Origin of the sequence: Microbacterium sp. NPDC087592 (assembly GCF_044743585.1) — a bacterium.
In the GTDB taxonomy this organism is placed as follows: Bacteria; Actinomycetota; Actinomycetes; order Actinomycetales; family Microbacteriaceae; genus Microbacterium.
Map to the genome: position 1 here is coordinate 242,683 of NZ_JBIUWT010000001.1, position 14,770 is coordinate 257,452.

Annotated in this window: 12 protein-coding genes; 1 reads left to right on the forward strand and 11 read right to left on the reverse strand. The window is 69.9% G+C overall.

Features of this window, described 5'->3' with window-relative positions; translation table 11 throughout:
- Positions 1–17: 17 nt before the first annotated feature.
- The 7 genes from ACIOTO_RS01230 to ACIOTO_RS01260 form a co-directional block, all read right to left on the reverse strand.
- Positions 18–1,202 carry a M20 family metallopeptidase gene (locus tag ACIOTO_RS01230; RefSeq protein ID WP_400856032.1) on the reverse strand — a complete coding sequence of 395 codons (1,185 nt, stop codon included), beginning with the start codon at positions 1,200–1,202 and terminating at the stop codon, positions 18–20.
- Complete coding sequence (locus tag ACIOTO_RS01235; protein WP_197021063.1) at positions 1,203–2,006, reverse strand: ABC transporter ATP-binding protein; 804 nt, start codon at positions 2,004–2,006, stop codon at positions 1,203–1,205. It lies immediately after the preceding gene.
- Positions 2,003–3,928: a dipeptide/oligopeptide/nickel ABC transporter permease/ATP-binding protein gene (locus ACIOTO_RS01240; RefSeq protein WP_105709508.1), complete on the reverse strand. Its 1,926-nt coding sequence runs from the start codon at positions 3,926–3,928 to the stop codon at positions 2,003–2,005. The genes ACIOTO_RS01235 and ACIOTO_RS01240 overlap by 4 nt, the downstream gene beginning before the upstream one ends.
- The gene (locus tag ACIOTO_RS01245; RefSeq protein ID WP_091034413.1) at positions 3,925–4,947 is read right to left on the reverse strand and encodes an ABC transporter permease; all 1,023 of its coding nucleotides are present in this window, start codon (positions 4,945–4,947) and stop codon (positions 3,925–3,927) included. The genes ACIOTO_RS01240 and ACIOTO_RS01245 overlap by 4 nt, the downstream gene beginning before the upstream one ends.
- 4 nt (positions 4,948–4,951) lie before the next feature.
- Positions 4,952–6,526, reverse strand: coding sequence for an ABC transporter substrate-binding protein (locus ACIOTO_RS01250; RefSeq protein WP_400856034.1), 1,575 nt, complete (start codon positions 6,524–6,526; stop codon positions 4,952–4,954).
- A gap of 102 nt (positions 6,527–6,628) precedes the next feature.
- On the reverse strand, positions 6,629–8,068 hold the full coding sequence (locus ACIOTO_RS01255; protein ID WP_400856036.1) for an aldehyde dehydrogenase family protein: 1,440 nt from the start codon (positions 8,066–8,068) through the stop codon (positions 6,629–6,631).
- A gap of 1 nt (position 8,069) precedes the next feature.
- Entirely contained in the window at positions 8,070–9,737 is a 1,668-nt protein-coding gene (locus ACIOTO_RS01260; RefSeq protein ID WP_400856038.1) for a thiamine pyrophosphate-dependent enzyme, read from the reverse strand.
- Between the two features lie 159 nt (positions 9,738–9,896).
- On the opposite strand from ACIOTO_RS01260, the gene ACIOTO_RS01265 reads away from it, so the two are divergent.
- Positions 9,897–10,625, forward strand: coding sequence for a FadR/GntR family transcriptional regulator (locus ACIOTO_RS01265; protein ID WP_105709504.1), 729 nt, complete (start codon positions 9,897–9,899; stop codon positions 10,623–10,625).
- Positions 10,626–10,661: 36 nt separating this feature from the next.
- On the opposite strand, the gene ACIOTO_RS01270 is transcribed toward ACIOTO_RS01265, so the two are convergent.
- From ACIOTO_RS01270 to ACIOTO_RS01285, 4 genes are read right to left on the reverse strand one after another with little or no spacing between them, the layout of a single operon-like run.
- On the reverse strand, positions 10,662–11,843 hold the full coding sequence (locus ACIOTO_RS01270) for a M20 family metallopeptidase (protein ID WP_400856039.1): 1,182 nt from the start codon (positions 11,841–11,843) through the stop codon (positions 10,662–10,664).
- Positions 11,840–13,021 (reverse strand): amidohydrolase, encoded by a 1,182-nt coding sequence (locus ACIOTO_RS01275; RefSeq protein WP_105709502.1) that lies wholly within the window; start codon positions 13,019–13,021, stop codon positions 11,840–11,842. Before ACIOTO_RS01275 ends, ACIOTO_RS01270 begins: the two co-directional genes overlap by 4 nt.
- On the reverse strand, positions 13,018–13,554 hold the full coding sequence (locus ACIOTO_RS01280) for a hypothetical protein (RefSeq protein ID WP_029263035.1): 537 nt from the start codon (positions 13,552–13,554) through the stop codon (positions 13,018–13,020). Before ACIOTO_RS01280 ends, ACIOTO_RS01275 begins: the two co-directional genes overlap by 4 nt.
- Position 13,555: 1 nt before the next feature.
- Positions 13,556–14,758 (reverse strand): aromatic ring-hydroxylating dioxygenase subunit alpha, encoded by a 1,203-nt coding sequence (locus ACIOTO_RS01285; protein WP_167635346.1) that lies wholly within the window; start codon positions 14,756–14,758, stop codon positions 13,556–13,558.
- Positions 14,759–14,770: the final 12 nt, after the last annotated feature.

The following is a 14,770-nucleotide window of genomic DNA, read 5'->3' on the forward strand; positions in this document are numbered from 1 at the left end:
TCCGACGAGGCTGCAGATCAGGCCGTGAGCGTCTCCAGCGCGAACGCCGCGAGCGCCGCGGCCTGATCGGCGAGGACCGCATCGTCGAACACGACCGTCGGAGAGTGGTTCGGAGACGCCGACTCGAGGTCGACCTCTGCCGGCGTCGCCCGCAAGAACAGGAAGGCCCCCGGCACCTGTTCGAGCACGAAGGAGAAGTCCTCCGATCCCATCACGGGGTGTGCGGTCTCCCACACGCACTCTTCGCCGAAGAGGCCCTGCAGCGTGGCTCGCACCCGCTCCACGACGCGGGCATCGTTCACGGTGGGCGCGCACAGCACGGTCACATCGACCTGGGCCGTGCAACCGTGGGCGGCGGCGATCTCGCGGACGAGCGCGGGGAGCTCCGCCTGCACGCGCGCACTCGACTCGTGCGAGAGCACCCGCACCGAGACGACGAGCGTGGCGGTGTCGGAGATGATGTTCCGGGCCGGCCCCCCGGCATGCACCTGCGTGACGCTGAGGACGACCGGATCGAACACGTCGAAGCGGCGGGTGACGAAGGTCTGCAGCGCGGTGACGAGTTCGGCGGCGACGGGCACGGGATCGCGGGTCAGATGCGGCGCCGAGGCGTGTCCCCCGGCTCCCGTGACGGTGATCTCGACCTCGATCGCGCCGGCCATGAGCGCGCCGGGACGGGTCGAGAACACGCCGTACTCGCCGGGTACGACATGGATGCCGAAGGCCGCGACCGGCCGGGACCCGGTGGTCTCGAGGAGCCCCTCGGCCAGCATCCGCTTCGCGCCGTCGCCGAGCTCCTCGCCCGGCTGGAACATCAGCAGGACATCGCCGTGGAGCTCCTCACGGCGCCCCGCCAGCAGGTGCGCGGCTCCGACGAGACCGGCGACGTGCAGGTCGTGCCCGCAGGCGTGCATCCGCTCCCCCGTCGCCGCGTAGTCGAGCCCCGTGTCCTCGACGAGCGGAAGCGCGTCCATGTCGGCACGCAGCAGCACGGTCGGTCCGGGATGCGCGCCACGCATGACCGCGGCGATCGAGCTCAGGCCCTCACCGAGGACCACCTCGAGTCCGAGGGGCTCCAGCGCGTCGAGCACCCGCCGCTGCGTGCGCGGCAGCTCGAGACCCAGTTCGGGGTCGGCGTGGATGGCGCGGCGCAGGGCCACGAGCTCGGGCAGCAGGACCTGAGCGTCGTCGAGCAGGGTCATTCAGGATCCGATCGAGTGGAGGAGGCTGTCGGTGCCGGCGTTCTGGATGCGCGGGATGGCCGCCACGAGCGCCTGGGTGTACGGATGCTGCGGGTTCGTGACGATCGCGTCGGCATCGCCGTGCTCGACGATCTCGCCGCTGCGCATCACGGCCGTGGTGTCGGCGATGTATCGCACCGCGGCGAGGTTGTGGGTGATGAACAGCACCGAGAGCTCGAGCTCGCGCTGCAGGTCGCGCATCAGGTTGAGCACCGCGCCCTGCACCGAGGCGTCGAGGGCGGACGTGATCTCGTCGGCGATGATCAGGCGCGGCTTCACCGCGAGGCAGCGGGCGATCGCGACGCGCTGCCGCATGCCGCCGGACAAGCTCGACGGATGCAACTCCGACACACCGGGCTTCAGCCGCACGAGTTCGAGCAGCTCCTTGACGCCGGCCGCACGAGCCTTGGCGTTGCCGGAGCCGTGGGTGGCCAGCGCCTCGTCCAGGGTCTCACCCACCGACATGCGCGGGTTCAGCGACGAGTACGGGTCCTGGAAGATCATCTGCACGTCTCGGGCGTGGGCCCGGCGATCACGGCGTCCGACCGCGAGGTCTTTGCCGTCGAGCAGGATCCGCCCCGACGTCGGCTTCTGAAGCCCCGCGACCGTGCGTGCGACCGTGGACTTGCCCGATCCGGATTCGCCCACCAGCCCCACCGTCGTGCCGTGGGGCACCGTGAGCGACACGTCGTCCACCGCATTCACGGCGTGGGGCCCGCGGCCGAATGTGACCACGAGGTTCTCGATGACGAGATCGGCCATCATGCACCCGCCTTCGCGAATTCGTCTTCGTGCACGCCCACGTCCTGCGGGTGCCAGCACGCCACGCGGCCGGAGCCGTGCGCGACGAGCTGAGGGGTCTCGGTGCGGCAGAGCTCGGTGGCGAACGCACAGCGCGGGGCGAACGCGCAGCCGACCACCGGCTGCGCGAGGTCCGGCGGCTCGCCGGGGATCGTCGCGAGCGGTGCCGTGCGGTCGGTGTCGAGATCCGGCAGCGACTCCGCCAGCGCGCGGGTGTACGGATGCGCCAGCCGTTCGGGTTCTGCAAGGTGGCGGACGTCGACGTCTTCGACGATGCGGCCGCCGTACATGACCAGGATGCGCTGGCAGAGCTCGGCCAACACCGCGATGTCGTGCGAGACGACGATCGCCGCTGCCCCGGTCTCCTCGCACTCGCGGCGGAGCAGGGCGAGCACCCGCTGCTGCACCGTGACGTCGAGCGCCGTGGTGGGCTCGTCGGCGATGATCAGCCGCGGCTTCCCGATCTGCGACATCGCGATGAGCGCACGCTGCCGCATGCCACCGGAGAACTCGTGCGGGAACTGCTTGGCCCGACGCGCCGGATCGGTGATCGACACGGCAGCCAGAGCGTCGACGGCCGCGGCATCCGCTTCCCGCCGCGTCGCCTTCTGGTGCACGCGCGGCACCTCGGCGAGCTGCGTGCCCACGCGGAGCGCCGGGTTCAGCGCGGTGAGCGAGTCCTGGAACACGACACCGACCCTCGTGCCGAGCTTCTTCGCCGCACGCTCGCTCGACAGTCCGGACAGCTCCTCTCCCGCGAAGGTGAGGCGCTGCGCGCTGACGGCGGCCCCGGCCGGAGCCAGCTGCGCGATCGCCATCATCGTGACGCTCTTGCCGCTGCCGGACTCGCCGACCACGCCGACGATCTCGCCGGGGGCGATGCGGAACGAGACGTCCTGCACGGGGCGCACCCAGCCGTGCTCACCGGGGAACGAGACGCTGAGGCCCGCAACGTCGAGCAGCGGTTCCACGTCGTCCCTCCGCTCCTCGACGGCAGTGGTCGAGGAGACGCGGTCAGGATCGCCGAGCTCGCGGACGCTGAGCGTGCGGGTGCGCCCCCGGCCGCGCATGTGGGAGGCCAGCGCCTCGCCGAACATGCCGAACATGATTCCGGCGAGCACGACCATCACACCCGGCCCGACGATCGCGGACGGCTGGCTGTAGACCTGCTCGAAGCCCTCGCTGAGCAGGCGGCCCCAGTCGTACTCGGGCGGCTGCACGCCGACGCCGAGGAAGCTGAGGCTCGACAGGGCGAGGAGTCCCCCGCCGATCGAGATCGTGACGTTGACGATCACCGGTTCGGCGATGTTGGGGAGGATGTAGCGGGTGAACTGACGCGTCTTCGACACCCCGAGCAGGCGGGCCGCGGCCAGGTACTCCGAACCCCCGACGCGCGAGGAGAGGGTCTGTGCGAGGCGGGCGAACGAGGGGGTCATGGTCAGCGCGAGCGCGATCACGGCCGTCGTGGAGCCGGTGCCGAGCAGGATCACCGTGAGCATCGCGACCAGCAGCACCGGGAAGGCGAGCCAGGTGTTGATGACCGAGCCGAACATGCGCTGCACGCGCGGACCGGCGACGACCGGCAGCGCACCGAGGATCAGACCGGCCACGGCACCCAGAGCGGTCGCGGTCAGCGCCATCACGAGCGACAGCCGCGTGGCCACGAGCGTGCGCAGCAGCAGGTCCCGCCCGAGCGCGTCGGTGCCGAGAGGGTGCTCGGCGCTCGGTGGCTGGAGGAGGTCGGCGGGCGACGGGGTCTCGGCCTGCGTACCCCACAACATCGGGGCGAACACGGCGAGGAGGGCGAAGATCGCGATGAAGGTCAGCGAGATCAGCGCCATCGGGGACTGCAGCAGCCAGGTGCGCCGCCGGTGCGAGGAGGTCATGCGGTCTCCAGAATGGTCGTACGACGGTCGAGGATGGCGAGCACCACATCCACCAGCAGGTTCACGACGAGGATGATCGCCGCGTAGACGATCGCGAGCCCCTGCACGATGCCGTAGTCCTTGGTGATGATCGCCTGCACGAAGGCACTGCCCATGCCCGGCCAGTTGAAGACCCGCTCGACCAGGACGCTGCCGGCGATCATCGTCGCGAGCAGGGCGCCGCCGAGGGTCAGGGTGGCGGTGAGCATGTTCGGCAGGGCGTGCCGGAAGTACACCATCGCGGCCGGGAGCCGCTTGGAGCGCGCGGTGCGGATGTAGTCGTCGCTGAGCACATTGAGCGCCTCGACACGAGCGATGCGGGACAGCGACGCCGACGCGCCGAGCGCGAGCGCGAGGACGGGGAGGATGTACGACTGCGGGCCGCTGATGCCGGCGACCGGGAGGAGCGGGATCGTGATCGCGAACAGCGTCAGCAGTGCGACACCGATCAGATACTCCGGCACGGCGGCGAAGAAGCCCGTCACCGAGGTGAAGGCGACCTCGACGGGGCGACGGCGGTTGCCGGCGGTGAGGATCGCGATGGCGAGCCCGAGGGGGATCGCGATGAGGAGGATCACGATGAACGCGATGCCGGCGAGCTGCACGGTGGCGGGGAGCCGGTACTCCACCAGCTCGTTCACCGATCGTCCGGTGATCAGGGAGACGCCCAGATCGCCACGGAACACGATCCCGGTCAGGTAGTTCCAGAACTGCACGATGAGAGGATCATCGAGCCCGAGCTGCGCCCGGCGCTCCGCCACCACGGATGCCGGTGCGGTCGGCCCGAGTGCCGCGCGGACCGGGTCTCCCCCGGCGGCGCGGAGGACGACGAACGCCGCCGTCACGATCACGAACATCGCGATGAGCATCCGGCCGATGCGCCGGAGGAGGAAGGGGATCCAGCGGCCGCCGCCGTGGCGACCACCCCGAGGGGTGGCCACCACGACGGTCTTCGGCCGCGTCACGATCTGCGACGTCATCCTGTCACTCTGTCACGCGGATCGTGGTCGGAGCGAGGATGCTCTTCGACATGCCGAACTCCACACCGACACCGTAGAAAGTCGACGTCGACGAGTAGACGGGCAGCACCTCGAGGTTGCGGAACAGGGAGTCCTGCGCAGCCTGCCAGGCGTCGCACGAGTCGGCTCCGGCCAGCGCCTGCGCCTCGCCCACCAGGTCGAAGTACTCCTGGTTGCTGTTGTAGGTCCAGTTACCGCCGTTGGGCGGGAACTCTCCCCCCAGGATGCCGGCCCAGTCACTCGGGAGGCTGGTGAAGATCGGCGCCCACACGATGTCCCAGTCGCCACCGGAGAAGATCACGTCGGTGTAGGACGCGGACGGGGTGGGCACAGCATCCACACCGATCTTCTTGAACTCGGTCTGCAGCAGTTCGATCGCGGCGGTGACGCCCTGGCTCTCGGATGCCGGGTAGAGCATCAGGATGGACAGCGGCTTGCCGTCCTTCGCGCGGATGCCGTCGGCACCCTCGACCCAGCCCGCGGCGTCGAGTGCGGCAGCAGCAGCATCCACGTCGTAGTCGGGGATGGCGCCGGAGCTGTCCATCGCGGTGCACGCGGCGCCGAACTCGGACACGAGTGTCGTGATCTGCTCGCCGCGACCAGCGGAGGCGACAGGTCCGACGGCTTCGCGGTCCACAGCCTGGGCGAGAGCTTCACGGACGGCGAGATCGTGGCCGACCCGGCCTTCCGCCTGGTTGAAGAAGATCAGTCCCGGGCGCAGCGGCACCTCGAGTTCTTTCGCGAACTCGGTCTTGTCGAGCCGGTCGCGCTCGCTGCCGCCGACCTCGGCGACGTTGGCCTCGCCGGTCTGGAGCATGTTGGCGGCGGTCGAGTCGCTCTCGATGATCGAGATCTCCACCGTGCCGGGCAGCCCTGCTGTCTCGCTGGTCGTGTCGTCGGGACCCCAGGTGTAGTCGTCACGCAGCGTGAACGTGTACGACTGCCCCGGGGAGGACGCCTTCAACGCGTAGGCGCCGGTGCCGTGGAACTCGGTGTCGAGGATGGCCGGGTCTGCGAGACCCGACGCGCACACGATCGGCAGGGCGCCGATCGTCTCGGCGAGGAAGCTCTGGGCGTTCGCGCTGGTGAAGGTGACCGTGCGGGCATCGTCGTCCGCCTCGATCGTGAGGCCCTCGGCCGGGAAGTACACGCCCTTGTACGGCGAGCCCGTCTCGTCGGCCGCGGCGTACTCGAATGTGGACTTGACATCGGTCGCGGTCAACGGCGTGCCGTCGGCGCAGAGGATGCCGTCCTTGAGCGTGAACTCCACGCCGGTCGTGGTCGACTCCCACGAATCCGCGAGCAGCCCTCGGGGCTCCTCCCCGGTCGGGTAGAAGAGCAGCGACTCGTACCCGAACGTGGATACGGACTCACTCGCGTTCGTCGCGTTCGTGATCGGGTTGAGCGTTCCGGGATCCGATTGCACGGCGATCTTGATCGTCTGTGCTTCTCCTCCCCCGGGCTCCGCCGTACCGGCGCAGCCGGACAGGGCGAGGGCCGTCACGCCGACGGCGGCCGCGGCGACAATGCTGCGTCTCATGGTGTCCTCTCTCACGGGTTCCGCACGGTGCGGGTCAACCCAATTGAATGTTATGAATTACTCTTTATTGGCTCGTGTCGCCGGTGTTTCGGGTATGTAACTTCACGAGCGATCGTCGATGAGGGCAGCGGCGCCCATCACCGACTTGAGCTCGAGGAACTCCTCGAACCCGTGGACACCGCACTCCCGGCCGACGCCCGACTGCTTGTATCCGCCGAAGGGTGCACCGACATCGAGGCCTGCGCCGTTGATGCCGACGGTCCCGGTGCGCATGCGCAGAGCGATGTCGAGGGCGCGTCGAGGGTCGCTCGACCACACGCCGCCCGACAGTCCGTAGACGCTGTCGTTGGCCAGGTCGACAGCCTCATCGACCGTGCCGTAGGGGGTGATCGTGAGCACCGGACCGAAGACCTCCTCGTGGAAGATCCGCATGTCCGGCGTCACATCGGTGAAGATCGTGGGCTGCACGTAGGCGCCGCCTGCCGTCGGTTCGACGATATCGAGACCGCCGGTCAGCACCTGCGCACCCTCGTCGATCGCCGTGGCGATGTGCGCGCGGACGCGGTCGCGCTGCAGAGCGGAGGCCAGGGGTCCGGTCGCGGTCCCCTCCTCGCGCGGATCCCCGGGGGCCCAGCCCGCGGCGACCTCGAGCGCGGCGTTCTGCCAGGCATCGCGCATGCTCTCCGGTACCAGGACGCGGGTCTGCGCGGCGCAGGTCTGGCCGGCGTTCGCGAAGCACGAGGCGAGCACTCCCCGCACCGATTCCTCGAGCGGTGCGTCGTCGAGCACGATCGCGGCGGACTTGCCACCCAGCTCGAGGGCGACCTTCTTGATGGTCGCCGCCGCGGCGCGAGCCACCTGCTCCCCCACCTGGCGTGAGCCGGTGAAGGTGACCATGTCGACGCCCGGGTGGGCGACGAGGGGCGAGCCGACTCCTGCACCGTCGCCGTGCACGATGTTCACGACACCGGCCGGCAATCCGATCTCGCGGAGGATGTCCCCGATGATCGCGGCATTGAGAGGGGCGACCTCGCTGGGCTTGAGCACCACCGTGCAGCCCGCGAGAAGGGCCGCGCCGACCTTGAGCACGATCTGGTGCAGCGGGAAGTTCCACGGGGTGATCGCGGCGACGACGCCGACCGGCTCCGAGACGACGAGGGAGTTCGACACCGCCTCCCGCTCGACGTGCACGCGGGCAGCATCGGCGAGCATGTTCAGGTCGGCGATCGCTACCCCGACCTGAGCGGAACGCGCGAACGCGATCGGCGAGCCCATCTCGGCGCTGAGGGTCACGGCGAGAAGCTCACGGTGGCGCGCCAACCCCTCGGCGAGCGCCTCTACGTAAGCGATCCGCTGCGCCATCGGCGTCGTGGACCAGCTGCCGAACGCGTCCGCGGCCGCAGCCACCGCGCGATCGACGTCCGCGGGGCCGCCTGCGACGACGGCGCCGATCACGGTGCCGTCGGCCGGGCTGACGACATCGATCGCCCTGAGGCCATCGACATCTTCCCTGATGCCTGCGATGTCGTGCCCGATGGTCATGTCAGACCCCTGCCCGCTGCACGAGGTGCGCGTCGGGCGCGAGCGGAACGGGACGCGGGACGCCCTCATGGATGAGGTGCCACGGCGAGGGGAACTCCCCCACCGGCACGTCGATGAGGATCGGCTCGTTCGCGGGGACCGCATCGGCGAGCACACCCGCCAGTTCCTGCGGCGTGTACGCCCGCGCGGAGCGGATGCCGTAGGCGTCGGCGAGCTTGGCGTAGTCGGGGTTCGTCAGGTCGCTGGCGAAGTAGCGCGCGCCGTAGCGGTTCTTCTGGATGCGGCGCACGTTGCCGTAGAAGCCGTCGTGGAAGACGATCGTCACCAGCCCGAGGCCGTAGCGCTTCGCCGTCGACAGCTCCTGCAGCGTCCAGGAGAATCCGCCGTCGCCGTTGACCGAGACCACGGAGCGGGTCGGATCCGCGGCCTTCACGCCCAGAGCCGTCGCGAAGCCGTAGCCCAGCGTGCCCTGGTAACCGGGGCCGATGTAGGTCCGCGGCTGATACGCGGGGTAGCAGGCGCTGGCCGCGTAGCCGACCTGGGTGAACTCGCTCACGAAGACACCATCCTCGGGCAGCGCGCCGCGGATCGCCGCGAGGTACTCGCGCTGCGGGGCGATGTCGTCGAACTGCTCGGCGAGCCAGGAGCGGACGCGGACGAACTCGCTCTCGCGGGAATCGCGCTGCGGGGACCCCACCTCGGCGGCGAGCGCGGCGAGCGCCAGCCGGGCGTCGGCGTGGAGGGTCTGCACGGCGGCGCGCGGGCCGCCGAGGTCTGCCTCTTCCGCGTTCACGAGGATCACCGGTGCACCATGGGTGTCCACCTGGGTTCCGAAGGTGGAGACGAAGCGGGTTCCGACCGCCAGTACGAGATCGGCGTCCTCACGGAAGGCGCGGAGCGCGAGCGAGTCGAACGCGAGGCGGTGCCGGGCGTCGAGCGCTCCCCGGCCGTTCTCGGTCATCAGCACGGGAATCTCCAGCGCCTCAGCGAGCGCCTGCAGAGCGACGGACGCGTTCGAGGCGAGCACTCCGCCGCCGACGACGATCATCGGCCGCCGGGCGGCGAGGAGCCGGGCCGCCGCGTCGCGGATCTGCTGCTCGTCGGGAACGAGCGGGGCGTCGGCGACCATCTCGGCCGCCGTCATCCGCGAGGTGGCGGCGAGCACGTCCGGCGGCACCTCGATCGCGACGGGACGCGGGCGGCCGCTGCGCAGCTGCACGAAGGCCTCGCGCACGAGTCCGGGGATCTCGTCGGCGGAGCGGGCGATGCCGGTCCACTTGGTGAGCCGTTCGAGGATGCCCGTCTGGTCGGGGATCTCATGCAGGGCGCCGAGTCCGCGGCCGATGGCCTTCGAATCGATCTGTCCGGCGATGAGGAGCATCGGCGAGTTCGCGGAGTAGCCCGTCGCCACACCGGAGAGGGCATTGAGCACTCCCGGGCCGGGAACGACCATCGCGACACCGACGTCTCCGGTGCTGCGCGCATACCCGTCGGCCATGTAGGTCGTCGCCTGCTCGTTGCGGGCGCAGATGAAGTCGACCTGGTCGGCGCGGGCGTGGAGGGCGTCTGCGGCGGCATCGAGCTGAACGCCCGGAATACCGAAGATCCGTGAGACTCCCTGGTTGATGAGGGAGTCTGCGAGCAGATCGCCACCGGTGTGGTCGGTCATCTGTTTCCTCTCGTGAGCAGCATTGCGTGATTGACTGTATTAGATACATTCAATTACTGCAAATAGGAGAATCGCCCTGAGCCGCCGCTCCCCGGCGGCGGGGCGTCCCTAGGATGTGAGAGATCCGCTGCAGAACACTGCCCCGACCGAAGGATTCCCGTGGCCAGCACCCAGGATGACGCGCGCACCTTCCAGCGTGTCGCGCCCGCACAGTCCGTCGCCGACCGCGTCGTGACCGAGGTCGAAGCGATGATCAAGTCCGAGGGCCTCACCCCCGGCCACCGCATCGGCACACGACAGGACCTGTGCGAGCAGTTCGGCGTCGCGCCGGCCACACTCGGCGAAGCGCTGCGCGTGCTGCGCGCCCGCGGCTCCGTCGACCTGCGCCCTGGCCCGGGCGGCGGCATCTTCGTCGCCGACCAGTCGCCACTCATCCGCCTCGCCCACAGCGTGCTCCGTCTGCGCCAGACCGGCGCTCCGGTCAACGACGTGATCAAGGTGCTCGATGCGCTCGACGAGGCGGTCATGCATGACGCCGTCCTGAACCGCACCGATGCGGACATCGCCGACCTCGACGCGGTCATGTCCGACCTCGCCGACCACTGGCACGACCCGATCGAGGGGCTGCACGGCAACTGGCGGCTGCATCGCCGCATCGCCGAGATCTCGCCGAACGCGGTGCTGCGGACGTTCTACCTCAACCTCGTCGACTACATCGAGGGCGAGACCGCCGGCGCGGCGGATGAGGACGCACTGGCCGTCCCCGGATTCCGCCAGGACACGGACGAGCGCCTGCACATCCACGAGGCACTCATCGATGCGATCCGCAGCAGCGACGTCGAGGCCGGGCGCAAGGCCGTGCTGGACCACCGCACGCTCGGCCGCTGACCGCGGTTCGGTACCGCGACCGGACGGCGCCCGCGCCTAGCGGGACACGTGCCGGAGAGCGAGCGCGGCCAGCGCCGCGGCCTGATCGCCGAGCACCGCATCGTCGAAGACCGCGTGCGGTGAATGGTTCATCGGGATGTCGTCCGGATCGACGTGCGGCGGCGTGGCACACAGGAACAGGAACGTCCCGGGAACCTCGCGGAGCACGAACGAGAAGTCCTCCGAGGCCATCCACGGCACGGCGAGCTCTTCGACCCGCTCGTCGCCGAATTCCTCGCGCAGCACCGCCGTCGCCGCCGCGGTCTCCGGGGCCGTGTTGACGGTCACCGGATAGCCGATGATCACCTCGACATCGGCCGTGCACCCGTGCGCGGCCGCGATGCGCTCGATGAGGGGCGGAAGTTCCGCCTGGGCCTGTGCGATCGAGGCCTCAGACAACGTGCGCAGCGTCGCGGCGAGGCCGGCCTGCTCGGGGATCACGTTCACGACCTCGCTCGCGAACAGCTTCGTCACCGAGAGCACCACGGGGTCGAACACGTCGACGCGCCGGGTGACCCAACTCTGCAGCGCCAGCACGATCTCGGCGACCGCGGGCACCGGATCGACCGCCTGATGCGGGCGGGAGCCGTGGCCACCCCGGCCGTGCACGGTGACCCTCAGCACGTTCGCACCGGCCATGATCGTGCCCGGTTTGAGTTGGAACGTGCCGCGCTCCCCCGGACCGACATGGATGCCGTATGCCGCTTCGACCCTCGCGCCTGACGCCTCGAGCACGCCGTCGCGGATCATCAGCGGCGCACCTCCGCCGGCCTCCTCGCCCGGCTGGAACATGAAGACGACGGACCCCGCGATGCTCTCCCGCCGTGCCGCGAGCAGCCGGGCGGCACCGACGAGTCCGGCCACATGGAGGTCATGTCCGCACGCGTGCATGGCGCCGTTCACGGACGCGTACTCGAGCCCGGTCTCCTCGACGATCGCCAGCGCGTCCATGTCGCCCCGCAGCAGCACCGACGGCCCGTCCGCCGCTCCGCGCAGCACCGCGGTGACCGAGCTCAGGTCACTGCCGGTGGTGATCTCGAGGCCGAGGTCGGCGAGTTCCGCGAGCACGACGGCCTGCGTCTGCGGAAGCTCGAAACCGACCTCGGGGATGCGGTGCAGGCGGCGTCGCAGATCGACCAGCTCGGGCAGCAGGCGGGCGGCATCGTCGCGCAGCGTCACAAGTTCTCCTTCTTCGCGGTGTAGACGGTCCGTCCGTCGATGAGCACCTCCCGCACGGTCGAGGCGACGTCGAGCGGGTCTCCGGTCCACAGAACCACATCCGCGTCGCGGCCGACCTCCAGCGCACCGACGCGGTCGCCGATGCCGGCGATGTCGGCCGCGGCGGAGGTCATGGCGGCGATGGCGGTCTCGCGGGGAAGGCCGGCACGCACGGCGACGGCAGCCTGCAGAGCGAGGAGCCCGATGGGAACCACCGGATGATCGGTGGTCAGGGCGACGCGCACTCCCGCGGCGGCGAGGGTCGCGAGGTTCGCAGGATCGGCCTCGCGCACCTCGACCTTGGATCGGCTCGACAGGATGGGGCCGAAGATGACGGGCACATCGCGCTCCGCGAGCACGTCGGCGAGCTTGTGGGCCTCGGTTCCGTGGTTGAGCACGAGACGCAGCCCGAACTCCTCGGCGATGCGCAGCGCCGTCGCGATGTCGTCGTGCCGATGCGCGTGCTGCTCCCAGGAGAGCGCGCCGTCGAGGGCCTCGGTGAGCGCCTGCTTTCCCAGGTCGACCGCGAACGGTGTGCCCTCGGCGCGGGCGCGATCCCGCCGTTCGGCGTAGTCGCGCGCATCCAGGAGCGCCTGCCGGATGACGAGCGCGATGCCGAGACGGGTCGACGGCAGCTGCTTGCGCTCCCCATAGGCCTGCTTCGGATTCTCGCCGAGCGCCGACTTCATGCCGAGGGCCGCGCGGATGACCTGCTCGTCGACCGAGCGTCCACCGGCAGTCTTGATCGCCACGCTCTGCCCGCCGATCGGATTCCCCGATCCCGGTTTCACGACGACCGCCGTGATGCCGCCTGCCAACGCGTCGGCGAACGCCATGTCCTCGATGTTGATCGCGTCGATCGCCCGCACGCCGGCGGTCACGGGCGACGACACCTCGCTGCCGTCGAAGCCCGCGGGGCCGTTGGCTTCTTCGTGCACGCCGATGTGGCTGTGCGGGTCGATGAGTCCGGGCAGGACCCAGCATCCCGTCGCATCGATCACCCGCGCACCGTCCGGCACCGCGATCCCGACACCGACCGCCTCGATGCGGCCGCCCGCCACGAGAACCGTGCCGCCGTCGAGCTCCTCACCGAGGCCGGTGACCACGCGTCCGCCGACGATCGCGACGTCAGCGCTCATCCCTGCTCCTCGCTCGTGTGCATCGTGTTCCCTCCCGTGCGCCGTTCGACGAGCGCGCGCGTCCGTGTCAGCAGATCATCGAGATCGAGGCTGAGGATGCCGGCAGCGGGGTCGACCCGCACGACGATCCCGTCCTCGCACTCCGGCGGCTCTCCGCTGAGATCCACGAGAGGATCGTCGACCCAGACCCACGGCAGACCATCGGCATAGCGCCGGATGTGCGCGAGCTTGTCGAACTGCACGGGCAAGAAGGGCCAGGGCTCCTCCGGCAACTCGAGCGGCCCGCGGAACGCCGTGTGCGCGTTGTGTCCCCACTCGGATGCCCAGACGATGTCGAAGTGCTCGGCCAGCTCGTGCAGGCGTCGGGCCGCCGAGTCCGGGATGGCGACGTCGCGAACCCACCGGCCCCAGGCGGAGAGGTGGTGCATGCTCACCGGGACCGAGGGCTCGCCCTCGATCACGAACACGTCGCTGATCCCGAGCACGAGGACCGGGCGGTCTCCGCGCGGCGGTCGCGCCGTGTACTTCGCCATGTCAGTCGTCCACCGCGTCGGCGAGCAGCGGCGCGTCTGCGGCGCCCTCGAAGTAGTTGCCGCCCTCGATGCGCACCAGCCGCTCCGCCTCATCGAAGCTCACACCCACCGGGTCGCCGCCGGCTGCGACCGCGCGGTGCTGCTTGGCCATCATCCGCCGGATCATCGCGATGCCCTGATCGGTGGTCGTGAGGTGATCCTCGGAGTGCAGCGAGATGGCACCCTGCGACTTCTGCGCCTCGTAGTCACCGGGCAGGCGCTGATGCTCGAGGTCGGTGAGCTCCTTCCACGGCTTGCCCTCGTGCGTGGAGCGGAGCTTCGCGAGGAAGTCGGGATCGGCATCGCGCGCCACGGTGAAGATGCGGAAGTTCGTGTCATCCATCGGCACGACCCAGCCGATCATGTTCGTCTGCCCCGAGCTGAGCTTCGGGCTGGCGACGACCCGCAGGTTCGGGAAGATGACCTCGGTGACGCGGCGCAGCTGACGACCGTCGCCGAGCTCGCGCATCTGGATGCTGCGCACGCCGAGCGGCGTGTACTCGTAGCTGACCTCGGGGATGAGCGCCATCTCGGGTGTGAACTGGTTGCCGCTGAAGCGCGCGTGCAGGATCGGCACATGGAACGGGTCCATCACGTTCTCCCAGTGCTGCAACCAGTTGAAGTCGAGCTGGGCGGGTCCGCCGCCTCCCACGCCCTGGTCGTTGACGATCAACTGCTCGTCGTCGGCGAGCTCCTCAAGGGTGTCGTACCGCGGAAGCACGGGCTTCTTCTCGGGCGGGCCCAGGTACGCCCAGATCAGGCCGTACTGCTCCTCGACCGGATACCAGGGCTGGCGCACACGATCGCGGTGCAGGCCCAGTTCGGGCTCGCACGGCTGCTCGAGGCAGTGCCCCTCGGTGTCGAACACCCACCCGTGGTAGCAGCAGCGGATGCCCTCCTCTTCGACGCCGCCGTAGAACAACGAGGCGCCGCGGTGGATGCAGCGCGGGTGCAGCAGGCCGGCCTTGCCCTTGCGGGTGCGGAAGAGCACGAGCTCCTCGCCCAGCACCTGCAGCGAGATCGGGCGCGTCGTCGCATCCTCGACCTTCGCGACCGGGTGCCAGTAGCGGCGAAGCACCTCGCCGTAGGGGGTGCCGGGGCCGACCTGGGCGAGCTCGTTGAGCGGCTGCCCGAGGCGTAGGCCGTATGCGGTTCCGGTGTCCATGTTCGCTCCGTT

Coding starts and splice junctions, on each gene's coding strand:
- ACIOTO_RS01230 (WP_400856032.1), bottom strand. CDS start 1,202: ATGACCCTGCTCGACGACGCTCAGGTCCTGCTGCCCGAGCTCGTGGCC.
- ACIOTO_RS01235 (WP_197021063.1), bottom strand. CDS start 2,006: ATGATGGCCGATCTCGTCATCGAGAACCTCGTGGTCACATTCGGCCGC.
- ACIOTO_RS01240 (WP_105709508.1), bottom strand. CDS start 3,928: ATGACCTCCTCGCACCGGCGGCGCACCTGGCTGCTGCAGTCCCCGATG.
- ACIOTO_RS01245 (WP_091034413.1), bottom strand. CDS start 4,947: ATGACGTCGCAGATCGTGACGCGGCCGAAGACCGTCGTGGTGGCCACC.
- ACIOTO_RS01250 (WP_400856034.1), bottom strand. CDS start 6,526: ATGAGACGCAGCATTGTCGCCGCGGCCGCCGTCGGCGTGACGGCCCTC.
- ACIOTO_RS01255 (WP_400856036.1), bottom strand. CDS start 8,068: ATGACCATCGGGCACGACATCGCAGGCATCAGGGAAGATGTCGATGGC.
- ACIOTO_RS01260 (WP_400856038.1), bottom strand. CDS start 9,737: ATGACCGACCACACCGGTGGCGATCTGCTCGCAGACTCCCTCATCAAC.
- ACIOTO_RS01275 (WP_105709502.1), bottom strand. CDS start 13,021: ATGAGCGCTGACGTCGCGATCGTCGGCGGACGCGTGGTCACCGGCCTC.
- ACIOTO_RS01280 (WP_029263035.1), bottom strand. CDS start 13,554: ATGGCGAAGTACACGGCGCGACCGCCGCGCGGAGACCGCCCGGTCCTC.
- ACIOTO_RS01285 (WP_167635346.1), bottom strand. CDS start 14,758: ATGGACACCGGAACCGCATACGGCCTACGCCTCGGGCAGCCGCTCAAC.